The sequence below is a fragment of the Salinispora oceanensis genome, from assembly GCF_000383575.1.
Taxonomy (GTDB): domain Bacteria; phylum Actinomycetota; class Actinomycetes; order Mycobacteriales; family Micromonosporaceae; genus Micromonospora; species Micromonospora oceanensis.
This window is the reverse complement of the sequence record NZ_KB911579.1, coordinates 1,284,937-1,300,245: the sequence shown is the minus strand read 5'-3', so window position 1 is coordinate 1,300,245 and position 15,309 is coordinate 1,284,937. Positions and strand designations below refer to the sequence as shown.

At 67.4% G+C, this 15,309-nt stretch carries 11 protein-coding genes and 1 pseudogene; 5 read left to right on the top strand and 7 right to left on the bottom strand.

The window, feature by feature from the left end; all coding sequences use genetic code 11:
• Positions 1-113 precede the first annotated feature (113 nt).
• From SALPAC4_RS0105885 to SALPAC4_RS25070, 3 genes and pseudogenes are all read left to right on the top strand, one after another.
• Entirely contained in the window at positions 114-1,427 is a 1,314-nt protein-coding gene (locus tag SALPAC4_RS0105885; protein ID WP_080640849.1) for a right-handed parallel beta-helix repeat-containing protein, read from the top strand.
• 298 nt (positions 1,428-1,725) lie between these two features.
• Positions 1,726-3,189 carry an autotransporter outer membrane beta-barrel domain-containing protein gene (locus SALPAC4_RS27705; protein WP_162562166.1) on the top strand — a complete coding sequence of 488 codons (1,464 nt, stop codon included), beginning with the start codon at positions 1,726-1,728 and terminating at the stop codon, positions 3,187-3,189.
• Between the two features lie 153 nt (positions 3,190-3,342).
• Positions 3,343-3,844: pseudogene (locus SALPAC4_RS25070) on the top strand (N-acetyltransferase).
• A 4-nt stretch (positions 3,845-3,848) separates the two neighbouring features.
• Here SALPAC4_RS25070 and SALPAC4_RS0105870 read toward each other — a convergent pair.
• From SALPAC4_RS0105870 to SALPAC4_RS0105855, 4 genes are all read right to left on the bottom strand, one after another.
• A complete protein-coding gene (locus SALPAC4_RS0105870; RefSeq protein WP_019869520.1) occupies positions 3,849-4,403 on the bottom strand; it encodes a GNAT family N-acetyltransferase in 555 nt (184 codons plus the stop codon).
• Positions 4,404-4,480: 77 nt separating this feature from the next.
• Positions 4,481-4,861, bottom strand: coding sequence for a hypothetical protein (locus tag SALPAC4_RS0105865; protein WP_018738489.1), 381 nt, complete (start codon positions 4,859-4,861; stop codon positions 4,481-4,483).
• 177 nt (positions 4,862-5,038) lie between these two features.
• Positions 5,039-6,439 (bottom strand): autotransporter outer membrane beta-barrel domain-containing protein, encoded by a 1,401-nt coding sequence (locus SALPAC4_RS0105860; protein WP_019869518.1) that lies wholly within the window; start codon positions 6,437-6,439, stop codon positions 5,039-5,041.
• A 403-nt stretch (positions 6,440-6,842) separates the two neighbouring features.
• Complete coding sequence (locus SALPAC4_RS0105855; protein ID WP_020113462.1) at positions 6,843-8,237, bottom strand: right-handed parallel beta-helix repeat-containing protein; 1,395 nt, start codon at positions 8,235-8,237, stop codon at positions 6,843-6,845.
• Positions 8,238-8,759: 522 nt separating this feature from the next.
• Between SALPAC4_RS0105855 and SALPAC4_RS0105850 the strand changes: the two genes are divergently transcribed.
• Positions 8,760-9,851 (top strand): sulfite exporter TauE/SafE family protein, encoded by a 1,092-nt coding sequence (locus SALPAC4_RS0105850; protein ID WP_019869516.1) that lies wholly within the window; start codon positions 8,760-8,762, stop codon positions 9,849-9,851.
• An 86-nt stretch (positions 9,852-9,937) separates the two neighbouring features.
• On the opposite strand, the gene SALPAC4_RS0105845 is transcribed toward SALPAC4_RS0105850, so the two are convergent.
• From SALPAC4_RS0105845 to SALPAC4_RS0105835, 3 genes are all read right to left on the bottom strand, one after another.
• Positions 9,938-11,110 (bottom strand): serine hydrolase domain-containing protein, encoded by a 1,173-nt coding sequence (locus SALPAC4_RS0105845; protein ID WP_027644877.1) that lies wholly within the window; start codon positions 11,108-11,110, stop codon positions 9,938-9,940.
• An 88-nt stretch (positions 11,111-11,198) separates the two neighbouring features.
• Positions 11,199-11,693, bottom strand: coding sequence for an OsmC family protein (locus SALPAC4_RS0105840; RefSeq protein WP_019869514.1), 495 nt, complete (start codon positions 11,691-11,693; stop codon positions 11,199-11,201).
• Between the two features lie 150 nt (positions 11,694-11,843).
• Entirely contained in the window at positions 11,844-13,232 is a 1,389-nt protein-coding gene (locus tag SALPAC4_RS0105835) for an autotransporter outer membrane beta-barrel domain-containing protein (protein WP_029127492.1), read from the bottom strand.
• Positions 13,233-13,672: 440 nt separating this feature from the next.
• Between SALPAC4_RS0105835 and SALPAC4_RS0105830 the strand changes: the two genes are divergently transcribed.
• Complete coding sequence (locus SALPAC4_RS0105830) at positions 13,673-15,301, top strand: isovaleryl-CoA dehydrogenase (protein WP_019869511.1); 1,629 nt, start codon at positions 13,673-13,675, stop codon at positions 15,299-15,301.
• Positions 15,302-15,309: the final 8 nt, after the last annotated feature.

Sequence of the window (15,309 nt, the reverse complement as noted above, 5' to 3'; positions counted from 1 at the left end):
TGAGGTTGGTGTCGGTCTAGCGTGCGGGTGGCTGCTACCGCCGGCCTGGTAGCCGAGGAAGGCCCGGGCCATCGGGCTCCTCGTCGTTCACGGGGAAGGGCATCGAGACCGCGATGAACCATCAGCGCCATACGACCGGAGCCGACTCGGAGCATCCCAATGAAGGCCGGGTGAGGTCACGGTGGCGGGCAGTCGGGTTGGCCGGAGCGGCCGGTCTAGCGCTCACCACCGCCGCCGCCACCGGCATCACCGTTCCCGGCGTGGACGCTGTCGGCCGCGCCGTCGCCGATGACCGGCTCGGAAAGTCGAAGGGTGCGCAGGTGCCCTGTGACACGGGTCGGCTGATCGCCGAGATCACCCGAGCCAACGCCCAGGGCGGTGCCGTCCTCGACCTCGCCGCGGGCTGTACCTACCTGCTTACCGCTGACCTCGACGGTGCCGGTCTGCCCGCGATCACCACTCCCATCACCCTCAACGGCGGTAAGAACACCACCCTCAAACGCTCCGCCGCAGCCGACGAATTCAGAATCCTCACCGTCGAGGCCAACGGTCGACTCACTCTGAACCACCTTACGGTCACCGGTGGGAGGATATCCGGCGACACTGACGGCGGCGGGATCCTCATCAACCCGGGTGGCGGCGCCACAATCAAGAAGAGCAGGATTGTCGAAAATGTCTCCAGTGAGGGTGATGCCGGCGGGATTGGCAATATTGGCGGCGCGCTGCGCATAGAGCACTCGGTCGTCAGTAGAAATACCGCAGCGAATATCGGTGGCGGGATCTTCAGTATCGGCGCAATCTCCATCGACAAGTCACGGTTCGACGCCAATACCGCGCTGACTGGCGGAGCCCTGACCGTCAGTGGTCACCTGACGGTTACCCGGAGCGAGTTGGTCGGTCACCAGGCCGCCGAGGGTGGAGCCATCTTCATCCTTGGCGCGTCGACCGGCACCATCGGCGACACGCGCATTGAAAGGAACACGACGACTGGCTTGGGCGGCTCCGCCATCGCCGGTGCACCTTTCCAGCTCACGGTGTCCCGGGTTACCGTCGCCAACAACACCGCAACCGGCGGTGGTCAGGGTGCGGTGTTTCTGCTAGGTGGAGCCGTACTCGTTGAGGACAGCGTCATCAAGAACAATGTCGGAGTGGACGGTGGTGGCGTGCACAACCTCGGCATGTTGACACTACTGCATACGAAGGTCACCGGTAATCAGGCTACCGAGTCGGGTGGCGGAATCTTCAATGGAGCGAGTGGCGCGCTCACCCTGCTGCGCACGAAGGTCACCGAGAACGTCGCCGGCGTCGACGGTGGCGGCATCTTCAACGAGGTGGGCGGCACGGTCGATCTCTCCACTGCTACCGGCACCACTGTCGCCAAGAATCGACCAGACAACTGCGTGAACGTTCCGTCCTGCGCCGGCTGACCCTCCACCGTGCACTACTGGCCCGACAGGTGGGCGGGGCCCGGGCGGACTGACCTGCCGCGGGGTCCGCTGGGTGCCGCCACGCCCTTCGGAGGGCCGCTGCGTCGACCCCTGGTGCCGGGCCGGCCGCTGGCCCAGCGTCCGGTTTGAGCGCATTCTTCGGGTTCATGTTCATTTCGACGTAGTGTCGGTTTAGGTTGCGGGTGGTTGCTGCCGCCGTCCGGTAGCCGAGGGCGATCCCCCGTTGGTGCGGGTGGTGGGTCCTTGTCGTTCGCGGGGGAAGGGCGTCGAGTTGACGATGAGGTATCAGGACCACACCCAGGGGCCGGTGCGGCCGGGCTGGGGTCGGGCGAGGTCGCGGTGGTGGGCGGTGGGGCTGGCCGGGGTGACTGGTCTGGCCCTGGGTGCCGCCGGTGTCGCTGTCGGCCCGGCCGTGGGGGCGCTCGGGCGTCCGCTGGCCTCCGCCGATGACCGCGGCGGTGACCTCGGTAGGCAGGAAGCGGGCAAGCACGACGAGGCCAAGGGCGGCGACACGGGCAAGGGCAGCGACGAGGCCAAGGCGGGCGACAAGGGCAAGGGCGGCGACACGGGTAAGCGGGGCAGCACGGGTAAGCGGGATGACGGGGGTAGGGGTTCGGAGAAGAAGCCGAGCGGTGTCCCGGTCCCGTGTGACGCCGACGCGTTGATCGCCGCGATCACCCTGGCCAACGCCCGCGGCGGCGCCGTACTCGACCTGGCCAAGGACTGCACCTACCTACTCACCGCCGACATCGACGGCGCAGGTCTGCCGATGATCGTCACCCCGATCACCCTCAACGGCGACAAACACACCACCATCGAACGAGCCGCCGCCGTCGACCAGTTCCGCATCCTCACCGTCGACGTCGGCGGCGACCTCACCCTCAACAAACTCACCATCACCGGCGGACAGACCGACGACAGTGGTGGCGGCATCCTGGTGAACGCCGGCGGCCAACTCACCGCGAGGCACAGCGCCATCACCCGCAACATCGCTGAGGGGGATGGCGGTGGAATCGCCAGCTTCGGTGTCACGGTTCTCGAACACGCTACCGTTAGTCGTAACATTTCCGACGGTGGCGGCGGCGGTGTCTTCAATTTCGACGGAAACTTGAAGATCTTCAAGTCAGAGTTGAGGGCGAATGTCGCCAGTAGTGGTGGGGCCGTGTCCAGCACCGGACCTGCTGCCGTGGTGACGGTGGCGGGGAGCCGGCTTGTGGAGAATGACGCAACTGGCCGGGCCGGTGGGCTGCTGATCCTGGGCGACGGTATTGGCGTGGTTTCCGATACTGAGATCAGCGGGAATACCGCAACCGCATATGGCGGAATATACGCTGACGGGCAAGCTACCCTGCGCAGGGTGAAACTCGTGGATAACGCCTCCACGATTGATGAGGCAGGTGGGCTCTTCGTCACGGCCGGATCCGCTGTTGTGATCGAGAAGAGCTTCATAAGGGGCAACTTCTCGGCAGACACCGGCGGCGGGGTGCACAACGTCGGAGAACTGGTGATCCGGGAGACGAAAATTATCGACAACCTGGCCAACCAGGGTGGCGGGATCTACAACGCCGGGGGCATAGTCAGCCTGTTCGATACGCAGATTGTCAAAAACACGGCCGTGGTGGACGGCGGGGGTATCTTCAACGCGATGGGCGGCACGGTCGAGTTGAACACCGCTACTGGCACCATCGTGGTCAAGAACCGACCCAACAACTGCGTCGACGTTCCCGGCTGCGCCGGGTAGCGATCCGAGCGCATTGGACCTGGGGGGGTCCCGTTCCTGCCGAGTGCGGCGGTTCGGGACCTCCGCTTTTCCCACCATTCATGCCTGCGGGGCAGGGATTGGCTCGACCCTTGTGGCCCGAAACCGCGACGTCGGAGCCGTTAGGCTCCCGGCATGACCGAACTGCCGCTGGTTGAGGACGCGTTCGTGGTGCCGGAGACGCTTGTCGCCCACGGGTTGAGGCTTGAGTTGCTCGGGCCGCAGCACAACGAGGCGGATCACGCCGCCTGGATGTCGAGCATCGCGCACATCCGGTCAACGCCGGGCTTCGACCAGGGCTGGCCACCGGCGGCCGGGATGACGCTCGCCCAGAACCGCGAGGACCTGGTGGGGCATGCGCAGCGGTCACGGCAGCGGGTGGACTTCGCGTACTCGGTCATCGAGATCGCCACCGGGGACGTGATCGGCTGCGTCTATTTTGAGCCGTCGCCGACGGGGGAGCAGGAGGTGGCTGCCTCGTCGTGGGTGACCGCCCGCGCGAGCGGAGCTGGACACTCCGCTGACCGAGATCGTGGGGGCGTGGCTGCGAGACGGGTGGCCGTTCGCGGTCGTCCACTACCGTCGCGGTGCGGTGCCGCTGACGATTCGGCAGACCCCCGGACAGCCGGTGGGGTAGGGATCTACGGCTGCTGGCGCCACTCCTCGGCGAGCAGGGCGTACGTGTAGCCGTCCACCCAACCCAACTCGGCGTGCCAGGAGTCGCCGACCCCGTGCTGCTCCCGCCGCATGCCGATCTTCTCGAGGAGGCGCACCGAGGGGAGGTTGTCCGCGAAGCAGCCAGCGGTGATCCGGCGTACGCCCAACCGGTCAAAGGAGTACGCGACCATCGCGGTGACCGCCTCGGTCGCGTAGCCGTGGCCGCCGTACCCCGGGTCGAAGATGTAGCCGATCTGGGCCTCCGTGTTCGGCGGAGTGCCGGGCTGTCCCATGCTGTCGTGTACGTCGAGCGAGACCGTCCCGATTACGGTGCCATCGAGGGTCACCGCCACGCTGTGGTCGTTCGGGTCTTTCGCCGAGCGGCGCCAGCGCGCCCGGAAGGCGACCGGATCGACCTCGGTGCGCAGGAGCCAGCGGCTGACCTCCGGCAGGTTGCGGTACTCCAGAATGCGGTCGACGTCGTCGTCGCGTACCGGCCGAAGCTCGAGGCGTTCGGTGCGGAGGTTCGTGCTCGCCACGGGGTAGGACGGTAGCGACCGCGTCGCTGCCGCGACACCGGATTTGTCGGCCGGGACGACGGAGCGGAGCCAGGAGTCTACCCACGCTCGCCGTCCGGCCGCCCGTCCCCATGCTCGCCGGGCCGGCCCTCGGCTACGCCACCCGCGGACGAACTGGCGATTCCGATCCGCTCCAGGCGTTCCCGCACCTCGGTCGCGTGCTGCCGTGCGATGGTCATGTCAGCACCGGCGGCCTGAAGTAGCTCCACCGTCGGCTGGCTGACCCCGTACGGATCCGCCATCGCCACCCCGGCCTGGATGCCCAGCAGCACCGGGTCGTCGGTGATCGCCCGTACCGCGGCGATAGCCACCTCCGGCGGAAGGCCCCGGCCCTCCCCGATGCTGTACCGGTTGGCTATGCCGGCCAGCTCAGCCAGGAGCAACCGCTGTGGTTGCGGCAGCGACGGCATATACACCATCCCTTGACCGTACCCAGGTAGGGGCCCCCAACACCCCAACCGCCCAATCTTCTCCTTCCGCACGGCCTGGCTCGCCACGGCGGGTTTGTGGTGCGAGGCCGGAGGCGGGCCGCCCAGCAGCGGGGCCCGTTCTCACCGACTGGCGGTGGGAACGGGCCCTCGTGAATCCGCTGATCGCTAGCCGGCGCAGCCGGGTACGTTGACGCAGTTGTTGGGTCGGTTTTTGATCACGACGGTGCCGGTGGCGGTGTTGAGGTTCACCGTGCCGTTGTCGTTGTAGATGCCCCCGGTGTCGGTGGTGGCGATGTTCTTGACCACCTTCGTGGTGAAGAGGCTGGTCGTGCCTTCGTTGTAGATGCCGCCGTCCAGGTCGGCCTGGTTTCCGACCACCTTGGTGTGCCGCAGCACCGTCTGCCCCAGGTTGAAGATTCCTCCGCCGGACGTCGAAGCCACGTTGTTTCTGATGACGCTGTACTCGATGGTCGCGAAGCTTTCCCCTTCCCCGGTTCCGGAGACGAACAAACTGCCGCCGATAACGGTTGCGGTGTTGTCCGCCAGCTCAACCTTTCGCATCGTCAGATGGCTCACGGAGTCGGCTCGGATACCGCCACCCTGACCGCCGGTGTTCCCGGCGATTCGGCTGCCGATGACCGTGCCAATGGAGCTGAACAGGAGTATCCCTCCCCCGTTGGATGCCTGGTTGCCGGAGATGCTGCCGCCCTTGATGGTGACGGTGCTGTTGGTCGAGAGGATGCCGCCACCGTTGTCGTCACTGGTGTTGTTGTCGATGTGGGACTTGACGATTTCCAGCAGGCCAGCGCTGTAGATGCCGCCACCCTGGAAGCTGGCGGTGTTTCGAACGACTGCGGAGTGGTTGATCCGGGTGGTGCCGAAGTTGGCGATGCCGCCGCCGGAGTTGAGGCCGCCGCTGGCGATGTTGCGGGTGATGGTGCTGTGGTTGGTGGTCAGCGCTCCGCCGGCGTTGACGAGGATTCCGCCGCCGTCCTCGTCGTCGGTCTGTCCGCCGGTGATGGTGAGTTTGTTGAGGGTGAGGTCGCCGCCGACGTCGACGGTGAAGATCCGGAACTGGTCGACGGCGGCGGCTCGTTCGATGGTGGTGTGTTTGTCGCCGTTGAGGGTGATCGGGGTGACGATCATCGGCAGACCTGCGCCGTCGATGTCGGCGGTGAGTAGGTAGGTGCAGTCCTTGGCCAGGTCGAGTACGGCGCCGCCGCGGGCGTTGGCCAGGGTGATCGCGGCGATCAACGCGTCGGCGTCACACGGGACCGGGACACCGCTCGGCTTCTTCTCCGAACCCCTACCCCCGTCATCCCGCTTACCCGTGCTGCCCCGCTTACCCGTGTCGCCGCCCTTGCCCTTGTCGCCCGCCTTGGCCTCGTCGCTGCCCTTGCCCGTGTCGCCGCCCTTGGCCTCGTCGTGCTTGCCCGCTTCCTGCCTACCGAGGTCACCGCCGCGGTCATCGGCGGAGGCCAGCGGACGCCCGAGCGCCCCCACGGCCGGGCCGACAGCGACACCGGCGGCACCCAGGGCCAGACCAGTCACCCCGGCCAGCCCCACCGCCCACCACCGCGACCTCGCCCGACCCCAGCCCGGCCGCACCGGCCCCTGGGTGTGGTCCTGATACCTCATCGTCAACTCGACGCCCTTCCCCCGCGAACGACAAGGACCCACCACCCGCACCAACGGGGGATCGCCCTCGGCTACCGGACGGCGGTAGCAACCACCCGCAACCTAAACCGACACGGCACTCAAAAGAACATGAACATGAATAAAATGCCTGAAACGGGCGGTTTCTCTGGTGGCGCTCCGGTGGCGCGCGGCGTCCACGCCGACGCGCCGTCATCGGTGATGCCGCAGCGGGGACGGATTTGGCACGTCCTCGATCTCGAATTGGCGCACAGAAGAGGGCCCGTCCCGACCGGTTGACGGTGGGAACGGGCCCTCTGGAATCCGCTGATCGCTAGCCGGCGCAGCCGGGGACGTCGACGCAGTTGTTGGGTCGGTTTTTGATCACGATGGTGCCGGTGGCGGTGTTGAGGTTCACCGTGCCGGTGTTGTTGTAGATGCCTCCGCCGTCGGTGGTGGCGATGTTCTCGACCACCTTTGTGGAGTAGAGGCTGATCGTACCGTCGTTCTGGATGCCGCCACCCTGGCTCGCCTGGTTGCCGATCACCTTGGTGTGTCGCAGCACCGTCTGCCCAGCGTTGAAGATTCCTCCACCGGAAGCCGAGGTCACGTTGTTTTTGATGACGCTGTACTCGATGGTGGCGAAGCTTTCCCCTTCCTCGGTTCCGGAGACGAACAAGCCGCCGGCGAGGATGGTTGCGGTGTTGTCCGCCAGTTCGGCCTTTCGCATCGTCAGCTGGCTCCCGATGCCGGCTCGGATACCACCACCGCTACCGCTGCTGGTGTTCCCGGTGATTTTGGTGCCGGTGACCGTGCCGATGGAGGTGGACAGGAACATCGCTGCCCCGTTGGATGCCTGGTTGCCGGAGATGCTGCCGCCCTTGATGGTGACGGTGCTGTTGGTCGAGAAGATGCCGCCACCACCGTCGCCACTGGTGTTGTTGTCGATATGGGACTTCACGATCTCCAGAAGGCCGGTGCTGTAGATGCCGCCACCTGCTTCGGCGGCGGTGTTGCGGTCGACTGTGGAGTACTTGACGCGGGTGGTGCCGAGGTTGGCGATGCCACCGCCCGAGCCGCCGGCGATGTTGCGGGTGATGGTGCTGTGGTTGGTGGTCAGCGCTCCGCCGGCGTTGACGAGGATTCCGCCGCCGTCCTCGTCGTCGGTCTGTCCGCCGGTGATGGTGAGTTTGTTGAGGGTGAGGTCGCCGCCGACGTCGACGGTGAAGATCCGGAACTGGTCGACGGCGGCGGCTCGTTCGATGGTGGTGTGTTTGTCGCCGTTGAGGGTGATCGGGGTGACGATCATCGGCAGACCTGCGCCGTCGATGTCGGCGGTGAGTAGGTAGGTGCAGTCCTTGGCCAGGTCGAGTACGGCGCCGCCGCGGGCGTTGGCCAGGGTGATCGCGGCGATCAACGCGTCGGCGTCACACGGGACCGGGACACCGCTCGGCTTCTTCTCCGAACCCCTACCCCCGTCATCCCGCTTACCCGTGCTGCCCCGCTTACCCGTGTCGCCGCCCTTGCCCTTGTCGCCCGCCTTGGCCTCGTCGCTGCCCTTGCCCGTGTCGCCGCCCTTGGCCTCGTCGTGCTTGCCCGCTTCCTGCCTACCGAGGTCACCGCCGCGGTCATCGGCGGAGGCCAGCGGACGCCCGAGCGCCCCCACGGCCGGGCCGACAGCGACACCGGCGGCACCCAGGGCCAGACCAGTCACCCCGGCCAGCCCCACCGCCCACCACCGCGACCTCGCCCGACCCCAGCCCGGCCGCACCGGCCCCTGGGTGTGGTCCTGATACCTCATCGTCAACTCGACGCCCTTCCCCCGCGAACGACAAGGACCCACCACCCGCACCAACGGGGGATCGCCCTCGGCTACCGGACGGCGGCAGCAACCACCCGAAACCTAAACCGGCACAGACCCCATAAATGCATGAACACGAAAAACATGCCTGAAACGGTCACGCGTTCGTGGTGGCCCCGGTGGGGTCAGTGCCGTGCTGTGCCGTCCGCTGCGCCAGGGTCGGAGCCCCGGTCCGCCAAGGGCCGGTGTGCGGCTTCCCGGCCCTGTCGGTCAGTCCAGCCCAGCTCAGCCGGAGAAGGGCACCGTGCGTAACTCGAGTTGTGCCCGCACCGTCCCACCGCTCAATTCTTTTGTTTTGCTCTTTTTGGCCCTTGCCGAACATCGGGGGCTGTGAGCGACTAGACCGTGGCAGATGATTCAGGGAATACTGTGGAAGGCGGGACGGCGGAAATGGTGCGAGTGCCCCGAGTTTTGTTGGTCAACGCCATCCTCGCGGCGATCGTGTGGCTGATCTGGGCAAAAGTGTGGGGGTGGAGCTACTTTACCCGACTTGACGAGCACTGGCCGGTGGCGCTCACCATGGTGTTCGGATCACTGGTTGGCGGTGGGACCAGCGAGGGCGGTGGTGCGATCGCCTTTCCGGTGATGACAAAAGTACTGACCGTGCCGCCGGATCAGGCGCGTATTTTTACCTTTGCCATCCAGTCGATCGGCATGACCGCGGCTTCGCTGTCAATCCTGCTGTGCCGGGTGCCGATAGAGCGACGGGTGGTGTTGTACGGCTCGGCCGCCGGAATGCTCGGCGTGGTACTCAGCGTGACGATGATCGCTCCACATGTGCCGCTGAAGCTGGTACGGGTGTTGTTCACGATGCTGCTCGTTGCGCTCGCGGTAGCGCTACTCGTGCAACTGCGTCAGCGTGGATATCGGCGAAATTTCGTGGTGCCGATGTGGAGCGCCCGGGAGCGTAATCTGGTCCTGGGTGCCGGCTTCGCTGGCGGACTGCTCAGCGGCGTGGCCGGGGTGGGTGAGAACTGCGTCATGTTTTTGCTGCTCGTGTTGCTCTTTCGGGTTTCGGAGAAGGTGGCAACTCCGACCACGGTGGTCATGATGACGCTGGTGTCGATCGCGGCATTTCTGACGCATGTCTTCGTCGTCCGTGATTTCACCGGGTTTGTGGTTGACTACTGGATCACCGCCGCACCGGTGGTGGCCGTGGGAGCCCCGCTGGGGGCCTGGATCTGTACCCGGCTGACGCCCCTGACGATCCGTGGGGTGCTGTTCGTGTTGATCTTCGCGGAGCTGGTCAGCACCCTCCTACTGGTGCCGTTCACTCCTGCCCTGGCCATTGGCAGTGTCGCCGTGCTCGTGGTGTTCACGATCGTCTGCCTGGTCCTGATCCGTCAGGACACGTACGCCCGGCCAGGGCCGGACCGACTCGGGGATGCCACCTGGACGGACCTGGGCGCCGGGGCCGCGGGACGGCCGGCTGGGCCCAACGCTGGAACCCGTACCCGGGAGGATCTGCAGGATGTCGGGTAGATGCCCCGGCCGGAAGTTCCGTGCCCCGCTCCAGGGAGCGAGGCACGGAACTTCCGGCGACCGAGGCGCGGCAGCTTTGGTAGGGACTACTCGCAGAGAGCCGCGTTCGTGGCCGCATCCACCTGGTTGGCGCTGGTCTCGGTTGTCGGCGTCGAGGTGACGGCGAGGGTGACGGCGCGGCCGTCCTCGGTGGCGCCGCCGCGGGTCGTGAAGCCGGGGGTGTCACCACCGTGGCCCCAGGCACGGTCGCCGCAGGGCAGATCCCAGCTCATCAGGCCGAGGCCATAACCGCGGCCGGCAAAGGCGGGGACGGTGGTGCGCATCTGGTCGAGTTCGGCGGGCCGGAGCAGGTCGCCGGCGAGCAGGGCGGCGAAGAAGCGGTTCGTGTCGCTGGGACTGGAGATCATCGCGCCGGCCGCCCAGCCCCAGGACGGGTCCATCTTCGTGACGTCCTGCAGCGGCTTGTCCGGGTCGTCGGTGTAGTAGCCATGTGGGTGCCGGCCCCGGATGCCCTGTTCGCCGACGTTCGGGAAGTAGGTGTCGCGCAGCTTGAGGGGGACGATGATCCGGTTGGTGATCTCCTCGGCCACCGGACGGCCGGTGACTTTCTGGATGAGCAGCCCGGCGACGAGGTAGTTGGTGTTGCTGTACTCCCACTTCGTGCCGGGTGTGAAGCTCGCCTTGTTCGCGAGGGCCAGGTCGAGCAGGTCGCGCGGCTCGAAATAGGTGTGCTGGAGGCGGAAGAAGTCGGGGGCGATGTCGTCGACATAGCGGGGAAGGCCACTGGTGTGCTGCAGCACCTGCCGTACGGTGATCTGCCGGCCGTCGATGCCGTCGCCGCGGATCAGGTCGGGCAGGTATGTCTCGATCGGCTCGTCCAGATCGACCCTGCCCTCGCCGACGAGTTGCAGGACCACGGTGGCGACGAAGGTCTTGGTGTTGCTGCCGATGCGCACCCGCCCGTCGACCGGTGGCCTTCGCTTGGTGCCGAGTTCGGCCACCCCGGCGGTGTAGTTACGGTTCCGGCCGTCGGAGGTGCGAACGGCGGCCAGGGCGGCCGGGAACTTCTCCTCGCTCACAAGGCGGTCGAGGTCGGCCTGCACGCCGTCGCGGTGGCGGACGGCATCGGCGCTCGCCGCGGGGACGGCCCCACTGAGGGCGAGGCCGCCGACGAGGGCAAAGGACGTCACAGCGGCCAGCACGCGTCGCCGGGTCGAGAACACCGCCGGGCGGCGGTGTGGGCTATTCCGATCGGACATGGGAACAACTCCTCATTGCCCTCGAACTGAGGACGGGCTCGTTGGGAGGAACCCAGTTTCGACGGAACGAGCGTCGAGATCGATGCTGCTACCTGGCCGGTTCTGGTGGTGGTAACCGGACGACGGTGCGTGGCTCGTGCCGTACCGGGAAGGACACTGAGGCGGCGATGAAGCAGCGGGCGTTCGCGTCAACGTGCAGCGCGGTCGCCCGTTCGACCATGTCAGCGTGGGTGACGGTTACCTGCGGGCGGAGCAGGACGTCGGTGAAGCGGGCGGCCCCGGTGTCGTCCTCGTGCATCGTGCCGTGGGCGGCGTCGTGGTAGCCGACGACCACGATGTCGTTGACCGCGCACAGGTGTAGGTACCACAGCAGGTGGCACTGGCTGAGCGAGGCGACGAGGAGTAACTCGGGGTTCCACTGTCGTGGGTCGCCGCGAAATGCCGCGTCGGCGGAGCCGGCGAGGAGCGGTCGGCCGGGGCTCGCCGTGTCGTACGACCTGTCGTACGAGCGGTAGCCCGTCGTGCCGTGCCCACGGTCGCCGGTCCAGGTGGTGGAGACCTCGTAGGTGTGGTTCCGAGTCACGGACGAATTTTCGCAGGCGACTCCGGGGCGTCAACCAGCCACGATGGATTTTGCTGGGTACCGGGAAAGTTCGCTCTCGAGTCGGCGATTGGGGGAGGGCCCGTTCCGGCCGGTTGACGGCGGAACGGGCCCTCTGGAATCCGCTGATCGCTACCCGGCGCAGCCGGGGACGTTGACGCAGTTGTTGGGTCGGTTTTTGATCACGACGGTGCCGGTGGCGGTGTTGAGGTTCACCGTGCCGTTGTTGTAGATGCCCCCGCCGTCGGTGGTGGCGATGTTCTCGACCACCTTCGTGGAGTAGAGGCTGATCGTACCGTCGTTCTGGATGCCGCCACCCTGGCTCGCCTGGTTGCCGATCACCTTGGTGTGTCGCAGCACCGTCTGCCCCCCGTTGAAGATTCCTCCGCCGATAAGCGAGGTCACATTGTTCTTGATCACGCTGTCCTCGACGGTCGCGAAGCTTTCCCCCTCTCCGGCGGCGGAGACGAACAAGCCGCCGGCCAGGCCCGATGCGTTGTTGTCAGCGAGACTGACATGCCGCATCGTCAGCTGGCTCGCGATGCTGGCCCGGATACCACCGGTGCTGCCGCTGGCGGTGTTCCCGGTGATTTTGGTGCCGGTGACCGTGCTGATCGAGGTGGACAGGAACATCGCTGCCCCGTTGGATGCCTGGTTGCCGGAGATGCTGCCGCCCTTGACGGTGACGGTGCTGTTGGTCGAGAAGATGCCGCCACCGTTGTCGCCACTGGTGTTGTTGTCGATGTGGGACTTGACGATCTCCAGCAGGCCAGCGCTGTAGATGCCGCCACCCTGGAAGCTGGCGGTGTTTCGAACGACTGCGGAGTGGTTGATCCGGGTGGTGCCGAAGTTGGCGATGCCGCCGCCGGAGTTGAGGCCGCCGCTGGCGATGTTGCGGGTGATGGTGCTGTGGTTGGTGGTCAGCGCTCCGCCGGCGTTGACGAGGATTCCGCCGCCGTCCTCGTCGTCGGTCTGTCCGCCGGTGATGGTGAGTTTGTTGAGGGTGAGGTCGCCGCCGACGTCGACGGTGAAGATCCGGAACTGGTCGACGGCGGCGGCTCGTTCGATGGTGGTGTGTTTGTCGCCGTTGAGGGTGATCGGGGTGACGATCATCGGCAGACCTGCGCCGTCGATGTCGGCGGTGAGTAGGTAGGTGCAGTCCTTGGCCAGGTCGAGTACGGCGCCGCCGCGGGCGTTGGCCAGGGTGATCGCGGCGATCAACGCGTCGGCGTCACACGGGACCGGGATACCGGTCGGCTTCTTCTCCGAGCCCTTGCCCTTGTCGTCCCGCTTGCCCTTCTCCCCATGCTTGCCCTTCTCACCGCCCTTGGCCTTCTCGTCGTACTTGCCCTTCTCGCCGCCCTTGGCCTTCTCGTCGTACTTGGCCTTGTCGTCGTGCTTGCCGCGGTCGTCGCTGTGATCGTCGGCGGCGGTCAGGGTGCGCCCGACCGCGTCCGCGGCCGGGCTGGCGGCGACGCCGACGGTGCTCAGGGCCAGACCGGTTACCCCGGCCAGCCCCACCGCCCACCACCGCGACCTCGCCCGACCCCCGCCCGGCCGTACCGGCCCCTGGGTGTGGTCCTGGTACCTCATCGTGAACTCGATGTCCTTCCCCCCGTGAGTGACAAGGACCCACCACCGCACCGGGCAGCGGACGGCTCCTCGGCTACCAACCGGCGGTAGCAGCCACCCGCAACCTAAACCGACATTGCTCTCAAATAAACATGAATACGAAGAAAGATGCCTAAAAGGGATTCGCGGCCGGGGTGGGTGGCTGGGCATCGGGGAGGCCGGCCGGCGACGCGACGGGCGGTGACTCCGGGACACCGAGGCCCCGACCCCCCTTCCGCTGCCCCTCCGCCTCAGCGACAGTGAATGCGGAGCAGCCGCACCGGCCACCACCGTGGCCACGTGCGAGCCGTGTCGAGCGGGTTGAGCTGACCCGGGTGGGGAGGGCCACTGTGTCCACGCACGAGGTGTTCAACCAGGTGCCACCCCTGGTCGACTACGACGTGTCAGACGACCCGGCACTCCGCTCCGGGCTGGCCCGGGAGGGAGCCGGCTGGGCCAGCGCCGAGCTGTGCGAACTCGGCCGGCTCGGCGGCGCGGAGGCGGCGGTCGAGCACGGCCGGTTGGCCAACGAGCACCCGCCCGTACTGCGCAGCCACGACCGCTACGGGCACCGGGTGGACGAGGTGGAGTTCCACCCGTCCTGGCACGAGCTGATGCGGACCGCGGTGACCTACGGCCTGCACGCCGCGCCGTGGGCCGACGACCGGCCCGGATCGCACGTCGCCCGGGCCGCGAAGTTCTACACCTGGCGGCCGGACGCCGGGCACGGCTGCCCCATCTCGATGACCTACGCGGCGGTGCCGGCGCTGCGGCACGCCCCCGAGTTGGCCGCCCAGTACGAGCCGCTGCTGACCGCCACCACGTACGACCCGGGGTTGCGTCCGGCCCTCGGCAAGCACGGGCTGCTGGCGGGCATGTCGATGACCGAGAAGCAGGGCGGTTCGGACGTACGCGCCAACACCACCCTCGCCCAGCCGGCGGCGGACGGCAGTTACCGGCTGGTCGGGCACAAGTGGTTCACCTCCGCACCGATGTGCGACCTCTTCCTGACTCTCGGTCAGGCGCCGGGCGGGCTGACCTGCTTTTTGGTGCCTCGGGTGTTGCCCGACGGCACGCGCAACCCGCTCCGGTTGATGCGGCTCAAGGAGAAGCTGGGCAACCGGTCGAACGCCTCCGCGGAGATCGAGTACGAGCACGCGGTGGCCTGGCGGGTCGGCGACGAGGGGCGCGGCGTCCGCACCATCATCGACATGGTCAACCTCACCCGGCTCGACTGTCTGATCGGGGCCGCCGCCGGGATGCGCCAGGGAGTCGTCACCGCCATCCACCACACCCACCATCGGCGGGCGTTCGGACGCCCGTTGGCCGACCAGCCGTTGATGCGCAACGTCCTCGCCGACCTGGCAGTGGAGTCGGAGGCCGCGACCGTCCTGATGCTGCGGCTCGCCGGTGCGACGGACCGCTCGGCCCGGGGTGACGCCGACGAGGCCGCGTTCCGGCGGCTCGGCGTCGCGGTCGGCAAGTACTGGGTCTGCAAGCGGTGGCCGGGCCACGCCGCCGAGGCCCTGGAGTGTCTGGGTGGCAACGGGTACGTGGAGGAGTCCGGCATGCCCCGGCTGTTCCGGGAGTCGCCGCTGAACTCGATCTGGGAGGGCTCCGGCAACGTCGCTGCCCTGGACGTGCTGCGGGCGCTGACCCGCCAGCCGCGGGTGCTGGCCGCCTTCGAGGCCGAGGTGGACGCCGCCGCCGGTGCGGATGCCCGGCTCGACGCCGCGGTCCGGCGCCTGCGGGCGAGCCTGGCGGACCCGACCGACGCTCAGTTGCGGGCGCGGCACCTGGTGGAGCGGCTCGCCCTCGTCCTGCAGGGGGCGCTGCTGGTGCGACACGGCCACCCGGCGGTCGCTGAGGCGTTCTGCGCGTCCCGGCTGGGCGGCGCGCACGGCTACGCGTACGGCACGCTCCCCGCCGGGATCGACCTCGCCGCGATCATCGACCGCGCCACGCCGAAAGTGGGCTGACCCGCCGC

What these genes read in the sequence shown, in the direction of transcription:
- SALPAC4_RS0105885 (WP_080640849.1), top strand. Translation starts at nt 114, where the DNA reads ATGAACCATCAGCGCCATACGACCGGAGCCGACTCGGAGCATCCCAAT.
- SALPAC4_RS27705 (WP_162562166.1), top strand. Translation starts at nt 1,726, where the DNA reads ATGAGGTATCAGGACCACACCCAGGGGCCGGTGCGGCCGGGCTGGGGT.
- SALPAC4_RS0105865 (WP_018738489.1), bottom strand. Translation starts at nt 4,861, where the DNA reads ATGGTGTATATGCCGTCGCTGCCGCAACCACAGCGGTTGCTCCTGGCT.
- SALPAC4_RS0105850 (WP_019869516.1), top strand. Translation starts at nt 8,760, where the DNA reads ATGGTGCGAGTGCCCCGAGTTTTGTTGGTCAACGCCATCCTCGCGGCG.
- SALPAC4_RS0105845 (WP_027644877.1), bottom strand. Translation starts at nt 11,110, where the DNA reads ATGTCCGATCGGAATAGCCCACACCGCCGCCCGGCGGTGTTCTCGACC.